Genomic DNA, 20,912 nt, shown 5'->3' on the forward strand with positions numbered 1-20,912 from the left:
CTAAAAAAGTCTTTAAAAAAATAGTAAATCCAAACGAGGGAAAAATGAATCCAAATGCGATTTTTATCATCGTTTCATTTATCATTGTTTTTGGCGTGTTTTTTATCGCCCTGATCCAGCTCACCAAAAAAAAATCAAAAATCCCTCCCCAAGAAGAGGGGATCGATTTTGATACTTTGATGATTTTAGTCAATTCTAGGTATAGCACTTATCAAGACTTGCGTAAGGCAATCGAATATTTTTTTGCCTATTATCAAGACTGGAAACTCAGCAGAGCGCAAAAAAGGAATTTCTTATTTGCAGCTTGCTTGCATAAAAATACCAATGCAAAACTGATCTTACAAACGCAAAAACGACTCAGCGAACTCAATCCCGATATGCGAGATGAATTTGAAAAAATCGTCAAACGCGCGATGGATATCCGCTAAGGCTATGCCTTGCTTACGCCATCTTGCAGGGCTTTGAGTGCGTATTTTTCTCCCAAATCAAAGGCAAGTTTATTGAGTTCTACAACCTTAGCAGGGACTTTAGAAATCATCGTATTGAATACCAAATCCCTATCGACACATTTTGTGAAAGTCACAGTGACTGCTAGGGCAACAACTGATTGGGTCACAACATTGCCGACTTCTTCTTTTGCGATCGTGATAATGGGGATTTTATAGATTTGAAAATTTTGGTAATCTTGAGGTGTGGGCGTCACTAGATTGGGTTCGATCACCACGATACCACCAGATTTGACCCCGCTTTTGAATTGATTATAACTGATTTGGGCAGTCGAGAGCATAAAATCTACCTCGCCCTCATTGGCATAAGGATAGAGTATTTCTTGATGGTCCAATAAAATATCAACCTTAGTGGGACCTCCTCTGACCTGACTTGTATAAGTAGAAGCCTGCACACCATAGCCCCCACCTTTGATTCTGGATTCTGCAAGTATCTCACCAGCGAGCAAAACCCCCTGTCCCCCAACGCCTGTAAATCTGAGCTGGGCTTCCATGATTAATGCCCTCCTTTTGCTTGTGCTTTTTGGATCACTTCTTTATAGGCTTGTGTGTATTCAGTCTTGCTTGTGTCGTGCTTGAGAATACCTGTGGGGAATTTACCCTCTTGTTGGTCTGCATCGAGCTCTTCGTATTTGCGCTTAGTGAGCGTGCGTGATTCGATCCACTTCAGCGTCTGCACAGCCTCGCCCATCTTGTTTTTGCGCCCTAGGTTGATATGGCAATTGCTATGGATATCAAAAAAGCTAAATCCCTGATGGGCAAAACCCTCAGCAAGCATTTTTTCAATCCTTTTGGGCTCTAAGACACTCTCCCTACCCACAAAGGTCGCCCCCGCAGCATCAGCGAGCTTGCAAGGGTCAAAGTTATTATCAATATTGCCATATTGCGCTGTAACAGTCCACATACCCTTGGGCGTAGTCGGAGAGGTTTGTGAATTTGTCAGTCCATAGATGAAGTTATTGACAAGCACAAAATTAATATCGATATTGCGTCTGCAAGCGTGCATTGTGTGATTCCCCCCGATAGCTAGGGCATCACCATCGCCAGATACAACAATGACGTGCTTGTCTGGATTGGCCATTTTGATACCCGTAGCATACGCTACAGCCCTCCCGTGCGTAGTATGCAAGGTATTGCAATTGACATAAGAGCTCATTCTCCCGCTACAGCCAATCCCGCTCACCAAACAAACATCATCCATATTCCAACCCAAGCTATCAATCGCACGGATAATCGACTTCAAAATCACTCCATCACCACAGCCCCAACACCACAAAGTGGGCATTTTCTCCACTCTCAAATATTCATCATAGTTGAACGCCATCTTAAAGCTCCTTTAGTTTGGAAATAATCTGTGCAGGTGCGATACTGCGACCATTTGCCTGACCCATAAAATGCACCTTTCGCCCCAAAATCCTCTCGATTTCCTCGACATACTGCCCCTTATTGAGCTCAATCACTAAAATCTTCTCAAACTTCTCTCCTAGGGCTTTGATCTGCTTTTGAGGGCTGGGCCAAATCGTAATCGGTCGGAAAAGCCCTACTTTTTTGCCGTTTTGTTTCTTGAGCTCTACCATCGCTTCCTTTACAGCCAAAGACACAGAACCATACGCGATGATAGCAATCTCTGCGTCTTCTAAGTCTAGCTCTTCGTTTTTGGTGATGGTATCAATACGCGATTCTATCTTGCCAAATAAGCGATCGATGAGTGCTTGACCCATCTTAGCATCTTCAGTAGGAAAACCGATAGGACCGTGGTGGAGGCCTGTGATATGGTAGCGATAGCCCTTGAAAAAGGGATTCAAAATAGCTGGCTCATTTTCTGGGACACCATAAGGTTGATAGTCTTTAGGGTCGCCTGTGAAGGTCTTTCGATTGATGATAGTTTTTTGCATTTCTTCTAAATCAGGGATCATTGTCTTGCCATACATATGCCCAATCGTTTCATCTAAAAGCAAAAATACAGGAGTCATCAGCTCTTCTGCGAGGTTAAAGGCTCTGAAAGCCTCTGTATATGACTCCGCTAGATTACCCGGGGCTAGGGCTACAGCCTTAAAATCTCCGTGTGTGGGGTGTTTCAAAAATGAAATATCCCCTTGTGCAACGCGTGTAGGCATACCTGTAGATGGCCCTGAACGCATTACATCAGCAATCACAAGCGGAACTTCAGCCATAAAGCCCAATCCGATTTGCTCTACTTTGAGCGATATGCCCGGCCCTGAACTCCCTGTCATGGCCTTCACACCACTCATACTCGCCCCAAGGGACACAGAAATCCCACTGATTTCATCTTCCATCTGGATAAAATACCCGCCGTGCTGGGGAAGCAGCACACTCATTTGATGCATGATATCTGAAGAAGGCGTGATCGGATAACCACCATAAAACCTACAACCTGCATCAATAGCAGCCATCGCCACTAATTCGTTCCCACCAGAAATAACTTCTCGCATTATCTTCCTTTATACTTTCGATACTTTAGATTCAATCAAGCAACATAAAGTTATTGGCTTTAACTTTTTGTGCTCTATCCTGGGCTTCTTGTGACACTTTTGCAAACTTAAATTCCTTCCTATCAGCAACATAGATGGCAAAATCAGGGCAATTGAGCTCGCAATCTAAGCAACCGATACAACTCTCAGGGTGGGCTACCTTCACGACCTTGCCTAAGACTTTATTGACATCAATCTTCATACCCAAAACACCTGCTGGGCACAAAGAAACACAAATATCACAACCCTTGCACCGATCTTCATTGACCCATACAGGGATATCTTTGGGCGCAACCATATTGGACATTTCTTCTCCTTTGATTGACTATTTAATTTGTTAATCCGAACTGATAAAATAAGCAACAATCCAAATCAAAAAATAGTAACATAATATTTTGAATAAAATTTATCAAATTCAGCTAAAAACACAAAATAATATAAAAAGTGTTGCATACTTTCAAAGACCCTTTGGGCAAAAAATAATTAAAATTTAATGAAACTAAGTGTTCAAAAATAGCTCCAAACGCCCCCAAAGACCTAGCGGCCTTTTTTGATATGGCTCAAATGCTGTTTGTAGGTGGTGCTGAAAATATGCTGACCATTTTGGGCTTTGACAAAATACAAATATTTCACATTGGCTGGATTGATCGCAGCTAAAATCGCTTCCATACTCACGCTACCTACTGGGTAAGGTGGGATACTGCGATATTTATAGGTATTATAAGGTGTGGTGTCTTTTTTGATACGTTCAGGGGTGACCTTGAGGTGTGAGTATCGCCCATAATTGAGCGAGCCGTCCATCTGCAAGGGCATTCCTGCTTTGATACGATTATAAATCACAGCGGCCACTAAGGGCATTTCTGCTTGATTGGCGGCTTCTTTTTGCACGATAGAAGCAAGGGTGATATAACGGAACCATTGCTTTTCATCAAAACGCCCTAAAACCTTGATAGCTAGCTCCTTGTGCTTACGCATTGATTGGGTGATGAGATATTGCATCAAATAATTAGCGCTGATACCTAAAGGGAGTTTATAAGTATTGGGTAAAATCACCCCATCAGGGAAAGGCGCATACCGATCATACGCCTCTTGCAAGGCAGTCGTGTCTAAATCAAATACCTTGCTCGCATCTTGGATAAAAAAATACATCGTTTCCCCAGGGATTAGCGTGAGGTCTTTGAGGGCTGCTTTAGATTTCGTCAAGCGATAGAGAAAATCCCCCTTGGTTAGCTGCGTTTCTCCCATATCAATCCACCCACTCTGGGGCTTACCCATCAAGCGCAAAATATAGCGATCCAAACCATTGATGTCAAAATTATTTTTAGATAAATATGTTATAATCCCCTTGATAGAACCCTGTGGCATATAGATAACGCTACTTGAGCTCACAGGCACATTTAAATAAAAAAAGACTGACACTGCTATGAGTAAAATCGTATCAAAAAAAATACTGAGCCTTATCATTTTTTTTCTCATCGTGCTGATACTTCTCTTTACGGGATATAAGATTTTATCCGATGGCTTTTATATCAAAAGCATAAAACTCGGAAAGCTAAATATTGACACATTGTATCTAAAACTAGACAATAAGCTGATACTTGATATCAACAAGCTCGATATCTCAGCCTATCTGAAACCCTCTAAAAAGCAAAGCTCTAGCAGCATAGAGTCCTTCACTGAAAAGATCAAATACGGCATTTGGGCGATTTCATATTTCCAAAAACTCTCCATCAAAGAAATTATTTTAGACAAAGAGGGCAGAGGCTCTGTCATCTATGATGGCGCACAATACAAAATCGCATTTCCCAACCTCCAAGCTGATTTTGCTATCAGCAATAACGACAAAAGTATCCAGCTCAAAATACTCAAGCTCATCTTGAGCAACATAGGGATCCAAACCGATGGCAATATCGTGTATTTCACGCAAAACAGAAGCCTAAATTTCAACCTGATCCTCTCGCCCACAGCAGCCAAAGACAACCTCCTCTATCTCCAAGGTATCACCAATCTCAAAACCATCACCCTCCAAGCAAAGAGCTCTGAAATCAAAGACCTCCAATTCCTCGAACCCTATGTAGAAAAAATCCAAAATCCCGCACTCAAACAATGGCTATTTGAAAAAATCAAATTCTCAAGCCTACAGCTCAATACAGCCAACATCAAAGCAAGCTTGAATAAAAACAACTTCCTTTCAAGCCTCTTGCAAAATGCCAGCTTGAAAGCCACTATCAAAAACCCTCGCGTCTATTTAGAATCAAACCTAGAGCCAATCACTGCCAAACAAGCCACCATCAAGCTAGAGAAGCAAAATATCTCTATGGATATGCAAAGCCCATCATATGACAATACCGACCTAGAGGGCTCAAGCCTGCTTTTGACCCATTTACTAGAATCGCCCAAACTCAGTGTCAAAATCATCTCCCAAACAGCCCATTACAATCAAGCCCTCCAAGCCCTACTCAATGCCTATAATATCACCCTCCCTATCGAAAATGTCCAATCCCCTATCCACACTGACCTTGAACTTTCTTTGCAGTTTTTGCAAGAATCTGAGCCAATCATAGGTCTTAAAGGGACGCTGCATACCCAAGAAAGCAACTTTTCTCTCTATCATATCCCCCTATACACACAAGATGCACATATTTCTTTGGATATCACGTCCGAATATGAATATGTCTATATCGACACCACGCACACACGATACCAAAATATCGCCGATCTTGATACCAACATCACACTCGACCTCAAAGCCCACAATTTGCATATGGACACAGCTATCCATAAGCTCCAGCTAAGCACCAACAACGATATCAACACTGCGCCCTACTCGCCCCCTCTCAACGCCCAAGAGCCCCAAGAGCCCCAAAAATCCCAAGAGCCCAACCCCCAAAACCCCACAGCACCCTTGATACCCGCGCGCACAAGCGACACAGACACCACGCACACAAGCACAGAACCCATCGCAGCCAAAGAAAGTTACCAAACCCCGCCATCTCCGACTTCTCAAAGCAATGCAGCTGCGTTGTTGAAGCGAAAAATCATCGACGCCATCAAAGCCCAAGGAAAAGAAAAATTCACCAAAAATGTCTTTTATGCTGACCAAGACAATCTCCCCACGCTCTCTTTTGATCTGGATTTTTCCAATCCCGATACTATTTCCTTGCATATCCCAGAGCTACAGATCCAAGGGGACATCACAGACCAATCCTACACCTTCAAACTCAATGATTTGAGTAAGCTCTATCCGTTCTCTCCTTTGATGCAATACCTCTCTATCAAAGCAGGCAGTATCGATGTCACCACAAGCGATTTCTCCCATTTCAACTTTGAAGTCTATCTCTCTGCCCTCCCCCTCCCCTTGTATCAAAAAGATGGCAAAAAACTCGATGAAATCGCCATTTCAGGGAAAATCACTCCCGAAGAAATCTCTGCGACCTCATCAGATCGCAATATCACTTTCAGCGCCAAAGACAACCAAAACCATATCACTATCAAAAATCTCAACTTCAATCTCGATGAGTTTTTCAACAGCCCAATCCCCGCTGTCCAAGAGATATTTGCCCCCTCCTCTGCGCCCAAGCTCACGCAAAAGCAGCTCGAAGAAAAATTTCGTTTCATACGCGAAAAGCAAAAATATGAGCGTCTGCACGATATCAACCCCTATTTCACTGCCCTTGAAGTCGATAACACGCGTATCACTTACAAAAACTACCAAATCCCCTTAGAAAATGCAAATCTAATGTTGCGTGATGGCAAGGTTTCTGCTGATGGGACTTATAAAAATGGCATACTCAATCTGGATATTTTAGATGGCAATATTTTTGTGCGTGCCAATAACTTCAGCGGGGATTTCATCAACAAAGTCATGCGCAAAAATATCATCAATGGCGGTCTTTACACGCTCATAGGGGCTTATCGCGATGGAGTGTTTAATGGAGAGCTCAAGTTACAAAACACGCTTTTTAAAGACTTTGCCCTTGTGCAAAACCTCATCAATCTCATCGATACAATTCCCTCTTTGATTGTATTCAAAAACCCAAATCTAGGCACAGAGGGCTATGAAATCCAAAAGGGTAGCATTATCTTTGCTATCAATTCCAAATACATTGGATTTGAACGCATTGATTTGATTGGGCAATCGATGGATATTTTAGGCAATGGTATCATCGAGCTAGGGAGTGATGAAATCAATATGAACCTCAGCATTTCTACAATCAAAAATTTTAGCAATATTATCAATAAAATCCCTGTGGTGGGCTATCTCATACTCGGCAAAGAGGGCAAAATCTCTACAAATGTCATCATCAATGGCACCCTAGAAAACCCTCAAACTAAAATCACGCTCGCAGAAGACGCTATCAAAGCCCCGTTCAATATCTTGCGTAGAGTTTTCACACCGATTGATATTATCGTCAATGAAATCAAAAACGAAATGAAATAAAAAGAATCAATTTAATATTCAATATTATAATGATAGCAACCCACCTAATGATTGGAGCAATTATGACACTGGATCAATGCCAAAAGGGCAAAACCTATAAAATCAAAAATATCAATTTCTGCGATGATGCCTTGAAAAATCGCTTCATTTCCTTTGGTATCACAAAAGACAGCATTTTCACGCTCTTGCACCACTCGACCAAAAAATCAACCCTAGCAATCCATATCAACCAAACCCAAATCGCCTTGCGCGATCATGAGGCAAAATTTATCGAGGTCGAGAGTGCTCTGTGAATAAAAAGCAACGTGCCCAAGCCATCAAAACGCTCTTTTTGCACCATTACCCCAATCCCAAAACAGAGCTCAAATACAACAATCTCTATGAACTGCTCGTTTCTGTTATGCTCTCAGCCCAATGCACAGACAAGCGCATTAATCTAGTGACCCCTGCACTCTTTGCAAAATACCCCACACCCGCCTTATTAGCCCAAGCTCCCCTTGAATCAGTCAAAGAGCTCATCAAATCCGTTTCATTTTTCAACAACAAAGCCCAAAATCTCATCAAAATGGCCCAACAAGTCTTGCATACATTTGATGGCAAAATCCCCACCACCCAAGAAGAGCTAAAAACCTTAGCTGGCGTGGGACAAAAGACAGCCAATGTCGTGCTGATTGAATATTTTGAAGCAAATTTTATGGCTGTGGATACTCATGTATTCAGAACTTCCCATAGGCTCGGTCTGAGCTATGCTAAAAGCGCACAACAAACTGAAGCTGATTTGACTAAGGCTTTCAAGACTGATTTGAGTATTTTACACCAAGCGTTTGTACTCTTTGGCCGGTATATCTGCAAGGCTCAAAAACCCCAATGCCAGCAGTGCTTTGTCCAAGATTTTTGCATGACTCAAAGCAATTTCAAACCAGCATAAACAAATTCTCGCTATAATCAAGCTTAAGAGAAATTAAAATAGATAAGGCTTTGAGGTATGCAGATTATCCGTGAAAGTTTTTTTGATGTGATCCAAAAAATGATTGGCAAAACCCCCAAAGATTCGATTATGCCCCTCAAAAGGGGTTATCTGTCCTCGATAGAAATGCTTGAGAGTGGTATCATCACTTATTTGTGCTGCAATAAACCCTTTTTGCAGATATTATGCAAACATTTTCTCTTGGATGAAAACCCCACGCAAGACACACTGATGGATATGTCCCAAGAGCTTGCTAATCTCATCATCGGACGCGCTAAAGTCATCACAAAACAAAAAGGGGGCAATTTTAACATTTCTACCCCAAAATTTTTAGGAATCAAGCTAGTGAAAGATTACAACAAAGGTCTGCATTTTAGATTAGAAAATGGACGATGCAGTATTTTTATGAGAGGTCATTGATGGCAGCAGAAAACCCTATTTTAGACGCACACAAGATCCATACCCCCAAAGACATTGAGCTAGCAACTTATTTAGAAGACTTAATGCATAATTATGAGGGGCTTTTGGATATGGAAGTTACTTTTACAGCAGAGCTTGGCAGCACAAAAATCCCCTTGATGGATATTTTGAAATTTGAAAAAGGCTCAATTATCGACTTAGAAAAACCTGCTGGTGAGAGCGTGGATACATTTGTCAATGGCAGAGTCATCGGCAAAGGCGAAGTGATGGTCTATGAAAAAAACCTTGCTGTGCGGCTCAATGAAATCTTAGATTCTGATGCGATTGTTTATTATTTAACCAAGGATTTTTGAGTTTTTGTATGAAAAAATTATTGCTGCTCCTTACCCTTACATTTTCGATCGCCCTATCTGATACCATCACATCTATCCAAGTTTTCAAACAACCAAAGAGCCTAGACATCTTGCTTTTTAGCGACACTCCCATCACTTCTGTGCCCCAGAGTCTAGTGCTTGAGGGTCAAAAAATCCTTTTACTCCAAAACACCACCTTCAAAGCACCCAAGCAAAAATGGCAGCAAAACTTTGCCAATGCGCCCATAGAATCTCTTGAAATTTTTTCACAAAATGGCAATCTTTATATAATCCCAAAAAGCAAAATAGCCCCAAATATCCAAGCAGCCCAATCCAAAGATGGCGCTACTTTAAGGCTGCATTTTGCATTTGCCCCCCCTAGCAGACTCACCACGCTCCTACACAAAACCCCAAGCCTCCAAAAAGCCCCTATAGACCCAGCCCTCACAACGCCCACGCCCACAATCAGCGACACAACGCCTAAACTCAGCGATACAACGCCCACAAACACAGCCCCTAGTCCCATCAGTGATTATCGCTATGGACTGATCTTAGGGATCATGGTGCTTTTGATTGGCGTATTGCTTTTTGTGAGAAAAAAGCTTCGTATGCCCCTAGGCAGCACACAAAGCGCGCATTACCCCCGTATTCTTTTTTCAAAACCACTCGATACACACAATAAAATCATCTTATTGCAATACCAAAACAATGGCTATATCATACTTTTGGGTCAAAAACAAAATCTTTTGCTCGATAAATTCACACTCCCAGAAAACGCCACCAACGCCACCTCTGTGAGTGATGACTTTTGGGCATCGCTCAAACCCCTCTATAAAGCCCCCCATAAACCACAAAAATGCTAGATAAAAACTCCGATAAACGTTTTGTGATTTCTTTGCTTGTTTCTATTCTGATCCATCTATTCATTTGGCTGATTTTTGAAGGCGTCCAAAAGCTCACCTACACGCCCAAAACCCATCTGACTAAAATCGATGCGAGCAATCTTTTGATCCTAAAAAGAGGGCAATCCCAAGACCCAAGCAAGCACAATCAAGGCGCGCCCAAACCAAGCCTAGCAAGTGCGCAAAGACCCCAATACACCCCCCCACGCCCACAAACACCTCCCACGCCCCCTACCCCCCCAGAGCAAAAACCCACGCCAGAGCAAAAGCCCAAAACAAACAACACCCCACAAAAAGAAACCAAAAAACCTGATACAAACAAACTCCAAGAGCAAAAAAAGCAGACAGACTCCCCCCACAAAGCCCTTGAAAAATACCAAAAAGACTACATCGACCCCAAAAATCTCTCCCTACTCTCCCCTGCCCAATCCCTAGCTTTCCAATCCCCCTCTAATACGCAAAATACCCAAGCCTCCAAAGACCAAGACAAAGGCGTCGATCCCCAGACCCAAAGAGATATTGATGAGCTTTATGGCGATGAATTTGGCGATTTAGGCAGTGCAGAAAAAGATTTCATCAAAAACAATCTGCGCGATATCGGCCGTATCACTCAAAAATACCTCCAATACCCCCGAACAGCTGCTTATTTAGGACAAGATGGGCAAAATGCTGTTGAATTCTATCTCCACCCCAATGGCGATATCACGGATTTAAAAATCCTCAAAAAATCAGGCTATGTCATCTTAGACCGCAACACACTCAAAACCATAGAAATCGCCTACAAAGACTATCCACGCCCGAGTGTAACGACGCTGATTCGTATCCATGTGCGCTATTTTATGTATTGATTGTCTTGCTAGAATTGACTAGAATCGATGGGATTTTGACAAAATATTCTAAAACCTTGATTGTATAAAAATTCATAGTAAAATTAAAAGACAAAAACAAAGGAAGTTTTATGGAATCCATCACTCTGCACAACCCCCTAGATATGCACCTACACCTCAGAGAGGGCGAGATGCTCAAAAACACAATCGATTTCACCACCTCATTTTTTAGTGGCGCTGTGATCATGCCCAATCTCTCCACGCCCATCATAACAACCTATCTGGCACTACAATACAGAGATGAAATCCTCCAAAGCTCCAAAGACAAGTCTTTCTTACCCCTCATCACGCTCTATCTCACTGATAGCCTTGAAGAAGAAGAGCTAAAAAACGCCAAAAGCAATGGTATCAGAATCCTCAAGCTCTACCCCAAAGGTGCTACGACCAACTCCCAAAATGGCTTGGATACAATCTTAACCCCCCATACCCTTAAAATCTTTGAAATAGCCCAAGAACTAGGCTTTATCCTCTCTATCCACGGAGAGAGCAATGGCTTTTGTATGGAGCGAGAGTATGAATTCAAAACAATTTTTGCCCAAATCGCCCAAAGCTTCCCCAAACTCAAAATCATCATCGAACACATGAGCGACCATCGCAGTATCGAGCTTTTAGAACGTTATGAAAATATCTATGCGACCTTGACACTCCATCACATCACAATGACCTTAGATGATGTGATCGGCGGGGGATTGCGCCCGCACCATTTCTGCAAACCCATACTCAAGACCCCCAAAGACAGAGATATGCTCTTAAAACTCGCACTCAATGCCCACCCAAAAGTCTGCTTTGGCTCTGATAGCGCGCCACATTTAGAAAAAAACAAACTCAAAGACAATGGCGCTGCAGGCGTGTTTTCTGCTCCGATGGTCTTGCCTGCTTTATGTGAGCTTTTTGAAAAATACGACAAACTCCACAATCTCCAAGCCTTCATCAGCAACAACGCCCAAACAAACTACAACATCACCCATTTAGGCAAAAAGTCCATCACACTCTATAAAAAACACTCCAGTATCCCCAGCCAAATCAAACTGATCCAAAACAATATCATTCCCCTCAATGGAGGTCAAATGCTAGGCTGGGCTTTGGGCTGATGGCAAAACTTTATTTTATCTGTGCTGCTGTGATTTTAGGGGGGATACTCATATACCTTTCCCCCAAGCCCCAAAATCCACCCAATTTTCAGATCACCCTCACTCCTGCACCCTACACCAAGCCCTTATTTCTCAAGCAAGATATTCCAATGCCCGATGGTATCCCCCAAGCACACGCTGCCACGCTCACTTATCTCAAAAATGGCGACTTGCTTACGGCCTTTTTTGCAGGGAGCAGAGAGGGAGCAGGCGATGTGAAAATTTATGGAAGCGTCTATGACCATCAAAAGCACATTTGGAGCAAACCCTTTGTATTACTCACAAAAGAAGAGCTTGGCGCAAAAGCCCATCAATACATCAAAAAGCTTGGCAATCCCGTGCTTTATCGGGATAACAACAGGCTCTATCTCTTTGTTGTTGGCGTGAGCTTAGGGGGCTGGGCGACAAGTAGAATTTATGAGCTTTCTATGGAAAACTTTGCTCCCAACAAACATTTCACCTATCACCAAACCCTCCAACTCAGCCCCTTTCTCAATATCAGCAACCTTGTGAGAACCTTGCCCATCAAGACCAGCGATGGGGGCTTCTACCTCCCTATTTATCACGAGCTTGCCGATAAATATGCCTTGATATTAAAGTTTGATAGCCTTGGCAAACCCACCCATATCACCAAACCAAACCACCTCCACGCCCAGCTCCAGCCAAGCCTTACCCCTCTTTCAAACAGCCGTTGTATGCTTGTTTTTAGAAATGCTGGGCGCTATGATAATGTGATGTTTTCCCAGCTCTGCGAGCAAGCAGGGAGGCAATGGCTCCCCCCGATTCCAACCAATATCAAAAACTATGACAATTCGCTCAATCTGATTTTTTTCAATAAAAAAACTTACTTAATCCACAATACCCTAGACCTCAGACCCAACCTGCAGCGAGGAACACTGACATTTTCGCTCATGCAAAGCCCTAGTGTATTTAAAAAAATCTTTGACCTCGATAGCACCTCCCTCCCTCAGGGCGAAGTGAGCTACCCTACAACCATCACAGATGGCGATAATATCGATATTGTCTATACACACGATAGAAAAAATATCCGCCATATCCGTTTCAACCGATCCTATCTCAAAGGCCTGCAATGAATCATTATGTATTTTCTGTTGTTTATATGGCTATTTTTGGGTATTTTGGGCATTTAGCAAAGCTAGGGCGCAAGCTGCAAGCCACTCTAATTATCCTCTCTGGTATCGTAGTCAATATCCCCTTTCAAGGTATCTCTTTGAATATGCTGACTTATAGTTTTTTGGGCGCGATGAGTATATTTTTGTTTGCACTATGCTTGATTGGGATTTTTGAAAGCCTGAAAACAAACCCCCATAATCCCTTAGGGCTCAAAGCAAGTATTTTTATTTTTGTGTTTGGATTGATTTTATTTTTGAACGTTTTTAATCTCATTCCCATCAACATATACTACCAACCCCCCACAACCCTCATTATTATCTGCACTTGCCTCACTATCATTGCTTATTTTATCCATAAGCCCTTGGGGATTTTGTATCTGATTGCTTTGCTAGGCTTTGGGCTAGGTGTGATGGATTCTTCTAATCCTTTTGATTATTTCATCGACGCACCCACTTGGGTTTTTGCACTCATTTATTTGTTGTTTATGGGCTCAAAGCAGCTTTATAAACTCGCTTGGGTCAAGCGATGATAAATCCTAGTTTGATGGGGGAATTTTTAGCAGAGTTTGATGGGATTATCGATGTGCGCACGCCCCTAGAATACGCCCACTCACATATCCCAAACGCCATCAACCTCCCTGTATTAAACAATCAAGAACGCACCCAAATCGGCACAATCTACAAACAAGAATCCCCCCTAAAAGCTAAAATACTTGGCGCGAGTATGGCTTGTAAAAATATCGCCCATATCCTAGCTTCTCTCCCTGATGACAAACCCCTCCAAGCCCTACTCCATCACAAAAACAAGCTTTTAGTCTATTGCGCTCGAGGAGGGAAGCGCAGCGAGGCTTTGCAAAATGTCTTGTGTCAGATTGGCCTGCGTATCCAAAAGCTCCCCAATGGCTACAAAGGCTATCGCAACGAAGTTTTAAAGTATTTGAATACGCCCTTAAAGCAGCATTTCATCACGCTTTGTGGCCCTACAGGCTGTGGGAAAAGCGAAATTATCCAAGACCAGTCAAGCTGGAGTATCGACCTAGAGGGACTTGCAAGGCATTATGGCTCTAGCTTTGGCAATGTCGCTTCTTACAAGCAAGGCCAGCCCACGCAAAAAATGTTTGAAAACACTCTTTTTGCTGATTTGAGTCAAAAAGCCCATCTCCCTATCCTACTCATCGAAGCAGAATCGCGCAAAATCGGGGCACTCACAATCCCCCGCAACCTCTTTAACGCCTATCAAAGCCATACAATCATCTTGATACAAGCGCCCTTAGAATCCCGTATTCAAAGGATTGTCAAGATGTATCAAAACATCACTGAAACAAGCTTTGCCCTCGGTATGCAAACAATCAAACCCTATATTTCCCATCATATTTTTTATGAAATCCAAAGCCTATGGAAACAAAAAGCTTTGGATAAAATCGCTATGATTTTGATAGAAAAATACTACGACAAAGTCTATCGTATCCCCAACTACACCCACACACTCACGCATACCAACCTCCCTACGACTATCCCTACACTCCTAGCTATCAAAAACCACTTATCCCAAACACTCTAAATCCCACCACCACAGCCCACCAAAAATAAATCACGCAAAAAAACAAGCCAACAGATACCCCCCTAAAATTGCCATCAGATAAAATTTTGATTTTAAAAAGTTTTTAATTTGATGGGGATTTGATTATATTTAATTGCATTGGCTTGCATTTAATCACTAGCCCCCTCTTTTAAAGAGGGCTTCAAAAGAACAGAAAGAAAGTAGAAAAAATAGAGAAAAAAACAAAAGAAAACAGAGAAAACAAGAGCGAGACCCTCAAGTCTTTACCCCCCCCCCCTCAAGCCCCCCCCTTTTTTTGAGCTGCTTGAGCCCCTCTCAAGTTGTTGGAACTCCTTGAATTATTTGAGCCCCCTCAAGTTTCTCAAGTTACACAAAATGGAGAGCTCGCGCTAGGCAAGCCAACGCGAGGGCAAACAATAAGGCTTATTCGACTTCAGCATCGATCACATCATCATCTTTTTTATTTGCCTGTGTGCCTGCGTTGGCATTTTGTGCGCCCCCCTCTTTGGCATACATCGCTTCAGCAAGTTTATGGCTTGCTTCTGTGAGTGCCTTGGATTTGGACTCAATCTCTTCTTTAGAAGCATTTTCATTTTTGAGCGTGGCCTTGAGGTCATCGAGCGCACTTTGGATTTTCTGTGCTTCAGAGGCCTCTAGCTTGTCTTTGAGCTCAGTGAGGCTCTTTTCTGTTTGATAGACCAGCGCATCGGCTTGATTTCTAGCTTCAATGGCCTCTTTGCGCTTGGCGTCTTCTTCTTTGTGTAATTCTGCGTCTTTAACCATTTTATCAATCTCAGAATCACTCAAGCCACTTGAGCCAGAGATTTTGATCTCTTGAGATTTGCCGCTGGCCTTATCCTTAGCCGATACGGTCAAAATCCCATTTGCGTCAATATCAAAGGTCACTTCAATTTGTGGGACACCTCTAGGGGCTGCAGGGATACCTGTGAGGTCAAATCGCCCCAAAGATTTATTATCCCTAGCTAGCTCGCGCTCCCCTTGCAATACATGGATAGACACAGCAGGCTGATTGTCTTCAGCTGTAGAGAAAACCTGTGCTTTTTTCGCAGGGATTGTTGTGCCTCTATCGATAACTTTTGTCATCACACCACCTAAAGTTTCAATCCCCAAACTCAAAGGTGTCACATCAAGGAGCAAGACATCTTTAACATCACCTTTAAGCACGCCCCCTTGGATCGCTGCGCCAATGGCTACAACTTCATCGGGATTCACAGATTTATTGAGGTCTTTGCCGATAAATTCCTTCACTCTCTCTTGTGCCTTGGGGATACGAGTCGAACCACCAACCATCACAACCTCAGAAATATCGCCCTTGCCTAACCCTGCGTCTTTGATGACAAAATCAATCTTTTTGATTGTTTCACTGATGAGATCATCGATCAAGCTTTCAAACTTAGCACGAGTGAGCTTTTTGACTAAGTGCTTAGGGCCACTCGCATCAGCTGTGATAAAAGGCAAGTTGATTTCGCTTTCTTGCGCAGAGCTGAGCTCTTTTTTGGCATTTTCTGCAGCATCTTTGAGCCTTTGGAGCGCCATCACATCAGATTTGATATCAATCCCTGTTTCATCTTTAAATTCCTTTGCTGCCCAGTCGATAATGCGATTATCAAAGTCATCACCACCCAAAAACGCATCCCCACCAGTGGCCAAAACTTCCACGACATTATCCCCAGTTTCTAGCACCGTGACATCAAAAGTCCCTCCACCCAAGTCATAGACCATAATCTTTTCAGATTCTTTTTTATCTAATCCATACGCAAGGGCTGCTGAAGTGGGCTCATTGATAATTCTTAAGACATTGAGTCCTGCGATTGTCCCTGCTTCTTTTGTGGCTTTCCTTTGGCTGTCGTTAAAATAAGCAGGAACGGTGATGACAGCTTCGCTCACCTCTTCGCCCAAATAAGCTTCAGCATCTTCTTTGAGTTTCATCAAGATTTTAGCCGAGATTTCTTGCGGTGTATAGACCTTATCAGCGATCTCTATCGCACAAGCCCCATTTCTATCAACGATTTTATAAGGCAGGCGTTTTTGCGCTTCTTTTGCCTTGTCTTCATTAAACATCAAGCCCATGATTCTCTTGATAGAATAAATTGTCTTTTGAGGGTTCGTGATCGCTTGTCGCTTCGCACTCTCCCCGACTAAAACCTCGCCCTTATCAGTGAAAGCCACGATAGAAGGTGTGGTATTCTTACCCTCTTTATTGGCGATGATTTTTGCTTCATTGCCCTCATAAACTGCCATTGCAGAGTTGGTTGTTCCTAAGTCAATTCCGATTACTTTTGCCATTGTATATCCTTTGTATTGAGTTTAATTATTTTTTGCGATACTCACCATTGCTGGCCTAAGCATACGCTCTTTATATTTATAGCCCTTTTGCAAAACCTGCACAATCTCTCCGTCTGATTTCTCCTCAGAGGGGACTTGCATGATTGCATCGTGGAAATTAGGGTCAAAGTCTTGGTCGCAATCAATGCATTCAATGCCGTGCTTACTCAGCACTTTGAGCAAATTATCTATCGTGAGCTTAAGCCCCTCTAAAATCGCTTCTATCGAATGCGTGCTCTGCGAGCTTTCCAATGCCTTTTCTAATGTATCCACCACAGGCAGCAAATCCTTGGCTATCTTTTCATAAGCATATTCAAGCGCTTGAAATTTCTCTCTTTCCAAACGCTTTTTAGTGTTTTCAAAATCCGCATACACACGGATATAATTCTCGTGCAGTTCTTGGTATTTTTTTTCATAATCCTCCTGTGCTAGTTGTTTTTCTTCTTCTTGAGTCGCACAAGGCTCTTGTTGTGCCTCCTCTAAAGTGTTTGGGTCATTGATTGGGTTATGGGTTTCTTTCATGAATCACTCCTTGTGTTGAATTGTATTGAATTACTATGAGGCAATCTGGTCATAAAAATCTGTATAATCCCTATCCAACGCCCCCATACAAAGCATTTTAGCTTCCTTTTGGTGCAGCTGAATATCTTGGATGATCGCAATGCTCCCCTTAGGGACAGCATTTTCAAAATAAATGCCCTTAGGCAATCGGTCAAATATCCTCCCGCTTGTGATCTCAAAAAACAGCTGCTGGTATCCAGAATACTGGAGCAAAAAGCCCAAAAACTCCACGCCAAAATAAAACAACTCGCAAGACTCGCCCATACGCTCTAGCTTCTCTAAAAGAGCATTAGCACAGACTTGATGGGCGATCTGCCGAATATCTTGGACTTCTAAACCCACTAGCTCTTTTGCAAAGCGCTCTATCGAGGGATTGAAACGCAAGGCTATCTGATCGGTTTCAAAATCCAAAATCAAAAACTGATGCTCGCAGTTGATGACTGCTCGGAGCTTTTGAGGGACTTTAGTCTTGATGATACCAAATATCCCCTTGCCCTCGCAAGCAGCTTGAAACTTCTTGAGATCCACTTGGGGCGTGCTGTCTTTGATATTGAGCTTACTCCTCCAATAATTTTTCAGCGCTAAAGCCGTGGGTATCCGGCCGCTGCTGATATGTGTCTGTGTCAATATCCCCTCATCACAGAGTGCTTTGAAATAATTTCTGATTGTCGCTGATGAGATCTTGATACTCATAGACATTTTAAGCGACTCCGAGCCGATGGGGCTTTGAGATTGGATATATTCTTGGATAATTTTATCTAAAAGCAAATCTTTTTTGCGATACATCATCTCAGACCTTTGAATATTGGGTTTCAAATATCAATGCAGATATTATACCAAAAAAAATAAATAAAATTAGCATTTATATAAAAATATTGCTAAAAAATCTAAAACCTTAGCCATTTCATATAAACCTATATAACTAGTTAGACTAAATAAAGTTTATAACAACCACTGACATTGGGGGATTTTTCGGCGTAGAATAGTGAGCGAAACATTGAGTGAAATGGCGAGTTAGATAGTGCGTGATGAGTGAGATAGGCGAGTGCGTGGCGAGCAAAAAATATAGAAATATACAAGGAAGCACAAAAGAAGTGCGCGACTCAATCCATTTTGAAAAACAAAAATGGTAAAATACCTCTATGAATATCCATACAAAAAACATAGACCCCAAGCTCATTGAGAGTATCAGTCACATTTCTTTAGCGATGTTTAGAAAAAGCTTTTTTGGCGTATTCCACGGCTCCATCTCAGCACGGATCTCTCAAAATCGCTTCTTGATAAACAAAAAAGACGCGATATTTGATCAAATCAACAACGACTCCTTAATCATGCTCTATGACAAAGAAGACTATCGCTGGCAAGAAGCAAGTATCGATACCTTTATCCACTCAAGTATCTATCAAGGCCTAGTAGAAGCACGATTCATTGTCTATGCTATGCCCCCTTATAGCGTGGCGTATTCGCTCAGGCACGATGTTTTATGCCCAAAAGACTACTTTGGCTATCGCTTATTAGGCAGGCAGGTCGATATTTTTGACCCCAAGGGCTATGATAGCTGGTATGAACGCGCTGATGTGGATATTTCGCGTTATTTCAAGCAGAGCAAGAAAAATTTTATCTTCATCAAAGGCTATGGAATCTATGCTTATCACAGAGATTTATATGCCCTAGCAAAAACCATTGCCTTGATTGAAAACAGCTGCAAAGTCTTGCACCTAGGTGGTATGCTTGATTGTGGGTATGAAGACAACACGCGCTTTGAAATCTAAAACTTCCTCCTATTTATTTATTTTTCATTGGGATTTCTTTATGAAATCCTTAAGACCACTTCAGGGATTAAAAATCCCTTGCGTTCCTAAAGGATAGAGTTATTCCCGACTTTGTCGTTCATCAACTCGTTTTTTAGGGGGTTTGGATTTCTTTATGAAATCTTAAGACCTATTTTTCAGTCTAAAAGCTCTTTTTATTTCTTTCAAAAAAGGGGTTTATCCTCCCCTAACATAGTGGGTGGGTCAAGACCTTAACCCCGAAAAAACTCTTTTTTTCGGCAAATAAGGAGGGGAAGCTCGCAATCCTCCCTCTATTTAATTTTTATCTGGGATTTCTTTATGAAATCCTTAAGACCACTTCAGGGATTAAAAATCCCTTGCGTTCCTAAAGGATAGAGTTATTCCGACTTTGTCGTTCATCAACTCGTTTTCAGAGGTTTTACACTTCTGTAGTCTTTTCTCTGTCTTTTTGCACCACGCAAGGGCGAGCAAATACACATAACGCCCTCTTTTTTTTTGGGATTCCATAAAAGCAACACAAAAGTAATCCTAAGATTTAAACAACTTACTATGTGAGCCCACACGCAAGGCTGTGAGGATTAGCACATCTTCTTGTTTTGCATACACCAACAATAAATCTGGCTTGATATGGCACTCTCTGAAGTCTTTGAGCACACCTTTGAGTTGATGGTCTTTATGCTTTGCTTCTAAGGTTTCGCCATTACCTAGCTTCTCCAATACACCATCAACAAGTTCTTGATTCTTGGGGGATAATTTTTTATACTCTTTGGCAAAAACTTTAGCATACGCTAGGCTATATTTCATTGAGTATGGCTTGTTTGAAAGATTGCATATCGCTATAGCACTCTAGCTCACCTCTTTTTGCTCTCTCTTTGACTTCCTTGCTTGCTTGCAAGATTTCAGATTCAAATTTTGTAAGCCCCACTTCTTGTTTGCACTCTATCTGCAGAGCCTTTGCGAGATTTATCAATGTTGGTGCGACTTCTTGACTCACATTTTCAAATATCAATCTCATTTTCCCTACTTTTTGCAATCAGAATCTTTTAACAGAGTTGATTCTACCAAAATATGAACAATGCGACACCACATTATCCTCAAGAGGTTGAGAAGAATCCTAAAGAGTTTTTATTTCTATTTTTTAAAAAGAAATAAAAGTCTTTTGAAAAACCTTTCAAACCCTCAAGCAAGTAGCAAGCTAAATTAAAATCTAAAATGCTAAAACCTTTTTTGCTTACGCATTAAGGGGCTAAAGGGGGCTGAGCTTAAAGCTTTGCACCCCCTAAATCCCCTTAAAAACCCCCTTACCCCTGCCACGCTTAAAGGCAGAAAAGCAAATGCAAAGGCGAAAGGCAAATACAAAGGCAGAAAACCTCGGATTGCTGTGTCTTTGCTCGCCCTCAGCAAGGGTGCAAAAAGCCAG

General features: G+C 42.1%; 24 protein-coding genes. 13 read left to right on the top strand and 11 right to left on the bottom strand.

The window, feature by feature from the left end; translation table 11 throughout:
• Nucleotides 1-44: 44 nt before the first annotated feature.
• Nucleotides 45-428 (top strand): hypothetical protein, encoded by a 384-nt coding sequence (locus tag BKH46_RS06370; protein ID WP_095226000.1) that lies wholly within the window; start codon nucleotides 45-47, stop codon nucleotides 426-428.
• Nucleotides 429-430: 2 nt separating this feature from the next.
• On the opposite strand, the gene BKH46_RS06375 is transcribed toward BKH46_RS06370, so the two are convergent.
• From BKH46_RS06375 to mltG, 5 genes are all read right to left on the bottom strand, one after another.
• A complete protein-coding gene (locus BKH46_RS06375; RefSeq protein WP_095226001.1) occupies nucleotides 431-1,000 on the bottom strand; it encodes a 2-oxoacid:acceptor oxidoreductase family protein in 570 nt (189 codons plus the stop codon).
• 2 nt (nucleotides 1,001-1,002) lie between these two features.
• Complete coding sequence (locus BKH46_RS06380; RefSeq protein WP_095226002.1) at nucleotides 1,003-1,830, bottom strand: 2-oxoglutarate ferredoxin oxidoreductase subunit beta; 828 nt, start codon at nucleotides 1,828-1,830, stop codon at nucleotides 1,003-1,005.
• A 1-nt stretch (nucleotide 1,831) separates the two neighbouring features.
• On the bottom strand, nucleotides 1,832-2,959 hold the full coding sequence (locus BKH46_RS06385; RefSeq protein WP_095226003.1) for a 2-oxoglutarate synthase subunit alpha: 1,128 nt from the start codon (nucleotides 2,957-2,959) through the stop codon (nucleotides 1,832-1,834).
• Between the two features lie 31 nt (nucleotides 2,960-2,990).
• Nucleotides 2,991-3,305: a 4Fe-4S binding protein gene (locus BKH46_RS06390; protein WP_095226004.1), complete on the bottom strand. Its 315-nt coding sequence runs from the start codon at nucleotides 3,303-3,305 to the stop codon at nucleotides 2,991-2,993.
• Nucleotides 3,306-3,535: 230 nt separating this feature from the next.
• Complete coding sequence (gene mltG, locus BKH46_RS06395) at nucleotides 3,536-4,462, bottom strand: endolytic transglycosylase MltG (RefSeq protein WP_253248319.1); 927 nt, start codon at nucleotides 4,460-4,462, stop codon at nucleotides 3,536-3,538.
• Between mltG and BKH46_RS06400 the strand changes: the two genes are divergently transcribed.
• The 7 genes from BKH46_RS06400 to BKH46_RS06430 all read left to right on the top strand — a co-directional run bounded on the left by BKH46_RS06400 (nucleotide 4,422) and on the right by BKH46_RS06430 (nucleotide 10,929).
• Nucleotides 4,422-7,439 (top strand): DUF3971 domain-containing protein, encoded by a 3,018-nt coding sequence (locus BKH46_RS06400; protein ID WP_095226006.1) that lies wholly within the window; start codon nucleotides 4,422-4,424, stop codon nucleotides 7,437-7,439. The genes mltG and BKH46_RS06400 overlap by 41 nt on opposite strands.
• A 62-nt stretch (nucleotides 7,440-7,501) precedes the next feature.
• Nucleotides 7,502-7,732 carry a FeoA family protein gene (locus BKH46_RS06405; protein WP_095226007.1) on the top strand — a complete coding sequence of 77 codons (231 nt, stop codon included), beginning with the start codon at nucleotides 7,502-7,504 and terminating at the stop codon, nucleotides 7,730-7,732.
• On the top strand, nucleotides 7,729-8,367 hold the full coding sequence (nth, locus tag BKH46_RS06410; protein ID WP_095226008.1) for an endonuclease III: 639 nt from the start codon (nucleotides 7,729-7,731) through the stop codon (nucleotides 8,365-8,367). The genes BKH46_RS06405 and nth overlap by 4 nt, the downstream gene beginning before the upstream one ends.
• A gap of 57 nt (nucleotides 8,368-8,424) precedes the next feature.
• Nucleotides 8,425-8,826 carry a chemotaxis protein CheX gene (locus BKH46_RS06415; protein ID WP_095226009.1) on the top strand — a complete coding sequence of 134 codons (402 nt, stop codon included), beginning with the start codon at nucleotides 8,425-8,427 and terminating at the stop codon, nucleotides 8,824-8,826.
• Nucleotides 8,826-9,179 (top strand): flagellar motor switch protein FliN, encoded by a 354-nt coding sequence (gene fliN, locus BKH46_RS06420; protein WP_095226010.1) that lies wholly within the window; start codon nucleotides 8,826-8,828, stop codon nucleotides 9,177-9,179. Before BKH46_RS06415 ends, fliN begins: the two co-directional genes overlap by 1 nt.
• A gap of 8 nt (nucleotides 9,180-9,187) precedes the next feature.
• Nucleotides 9,188-10,042 (top strand): hypothetical protein, encoded by an 855-nt coding sequence (locus BKH46_RS06425; protein ID WP_095226011.1) that lies wholly within the window; start codon nucleotides 9,188-9,190, stop codon nucleotides 10,040-10,042.
• Nucleotides 10,036-10,929, top strand: a complete 894-nt coding sequence (locus BKH46_RS06430) for an energy transducer TonB (RefSeq protein WP_095226012.1) — start codon at nucleotides 10,036-10,038, stop codon at nucleotides 10,927-10,929. Before BKH46_RS06425 ends, BKH46_RS06430 begins: the two co-directional genes overlap by 7 nt.
• Here BKH46_RS06430 and BKH46_RS09775 read toward each other — a convergent pair.
• Nucleotides 10,919-11,050 carry a hypothetical protein gene (locus BKH46_RS09775; protein WP_275542182.1) on the bottom strand — a complete coding sequence of 44 codons (132 nt, stop codon included), beginning with the start codon at nucleotides 11,048-11,050 and terminating at the stop codon, nucleotides 10,919-10,921. The two genes, BKH46_RS06430 and BKH46_RS09775, sit on opposite strands and share 11 nt — an antisense overlap.
• Between BKH46_RS09775 and pyrC the strand changes: the two genes are divergently transcribed.
• From pyrC to mnmH, 4 genes are read left to right on the top strand one after another with little or no spacing between them, the layout of a single operon-like run.
• On the top strand, nucleotides 11,040-12,059 hold the full coding sequence (pyrC, locus tag BKH46_RS06435) for a dihydroorotase (protein ID WP_095226013.1): 1,020 nt from the start codon (nucleotides 11,040-11,042) through the stop codon (nucleotides 12,057-12,059). The genes BKH46_RS09775 and pyrC overlap by 11 nt on opposite strands.
• Nucleotides 12,059-13,192: a sialidase family protein gene (locus BKH46_RS06440; RefSeq protein WP_095226014.1), complete on the top strand. Its 1,134-nt coding sequence runs from the start codon at nucleotides 12,059-12,061 to the stop codon at nucleotides 13,190-13,192. The genes pyrC and BKH46_RS06440 overlap by 1 nt, the downstream gene beginning before the upstream one ends.
• Nucleotides 13,189-13,761: a hypothetical protein gene (locus BKH46_RS06445; protein ID WP_095226015.1), complete on the top strand. Its 573-nt coding sequence runs from the start codon at nucleotides 13,189-13,191 to the stop codon at nucleotides 13,759-13,761. The genes BKH46_RS06440 and BKH46_RS06445 overlap by 4 nt, the downstream gene beginning before the upstream one ends.
• Nucleotides 13,758-14,792 (top strand): tRNA 2-selenouridine(34) synthase MnmH, encoded by a 1,035-nt coding sequence (gene mnmH / locus BKH46_RS06450; protein WP_095226016.1) that lies wholly within the window; start codon nucleotides 13,758-13,760, stop codon nucleotides 14,790-14,792. The genes BKH46_RS06445 and mnmH overlap by 4 nt, the downstream gene beginning before the upstream one ends.
• A gap of 423 nt (nucleotides 14,793-15,215) precedes the next feature.
• Here the strand turns inward: mnmH and dnaK are convergent, their stop codons facing one another.
• From dnaK to BKH46_RS06465, 3 genes are read right to left on the bottom strand one after another with little or no spacing between them, the layout of a single operon-like run.
• Nucleotides 15,216-17,099: a molecular chaperone DnaK gene (gene dnaK / locus BKH46_RS06455; protein WP_095226017.1), complete on the bottom strand. Its 1,884-nt coding sequence runs from the start codon at nucleotides 17,097-17,099 to the stop codon at nucleotides 15,216-15,218.
• A gap of 21 nt (nucleotides 17,100-17,120) precedes the next feature.
• Nucleotides 17,121-17,660, bottom strand: a complete 540-nt coding sequence (grpE, locus tag BKH46_RS06460) for a nucleotide exchange factor GrpE (protein ID WP_095226018.1) — start codon at nucleotides 17,658-17,660, stop codon at nucleotides 17,121-17,123.
• Nucleotides 17,661-17,693: 33 nt separating this feature from the next.
• Entirely contained in the window at nucleotides 17,694-18,488 is a 795-nt protein-coding gene (locus BKH46_RS06465) for an HrcA family transcriptional regulator (protein ID WP_095226019.1), read from the bottom strand.
• A gap of 353 nt (nucleotides 18,489-18,841) precedes the next feature.
• Here BKH46_RS06465 and BKH46_RS06470 point away from each other — a divergent pair, with 353 nt between their 5' ends.
• Complete coding sequence (locus BKH46_RS06470) at nucleotides 18,842-19,471, top strand: class II aldolase and adducin N-terminal domain-containing protein (RefSeq protein WP_095226020.1); 630 nt, start codon at nucleotides 18,842-18,844, stop codon at nucleotides 19,469-19,471.
• Between the two features lie 549 nt (nucleotides 19,472-20,020).
• Here the strand turns inward: BKH46_RS06470 and BKH46_RS06475 are convergent.
• Together BKH46_RS06475 and BKH46_RS06480 are read right to left on the bottom strand one after the other, a co-directional pair.
• The gene (locus BKH46_RS06475) at nucleotides 20,021-20,296 is read right to left on the bottom strand and encodes a type II toxin-antitoxin system YafQ family toxin (RefSeq protein WP_095226021.1); all 276 of its coding nucleotides are present in this window, start codon (nucleotides 20,294-20,296) and stop codon (nucleotides 20,021-20,023) included.
• Complete coding sequence (locus BKH46_RS06480) at nucleotides 20,286-20,507, bottom strand: hypothetical protein (RefSeq protein WP_143428922.1); 222 nt, start codon at nucleotides 20,505-20,507, stop codon at nucleotides 20,286-20,288. The genes BKH46_RS06475 and BKH46_RS06480 overlap by 11 nt, the downstream gene beginning before the upstream one ends.
• Nucleotides 20,508-20,912 lie beyond the last annotated feature (405 nt).

Source organism: Helicobacter sp. 12S02634-8 (genome assembly GCF_002272865.1).
GTDB lineage: Bacteria > Campylobacterota > Campylobacteria > Campylobacterales > Helicobacteraceae > Helicobacter_J.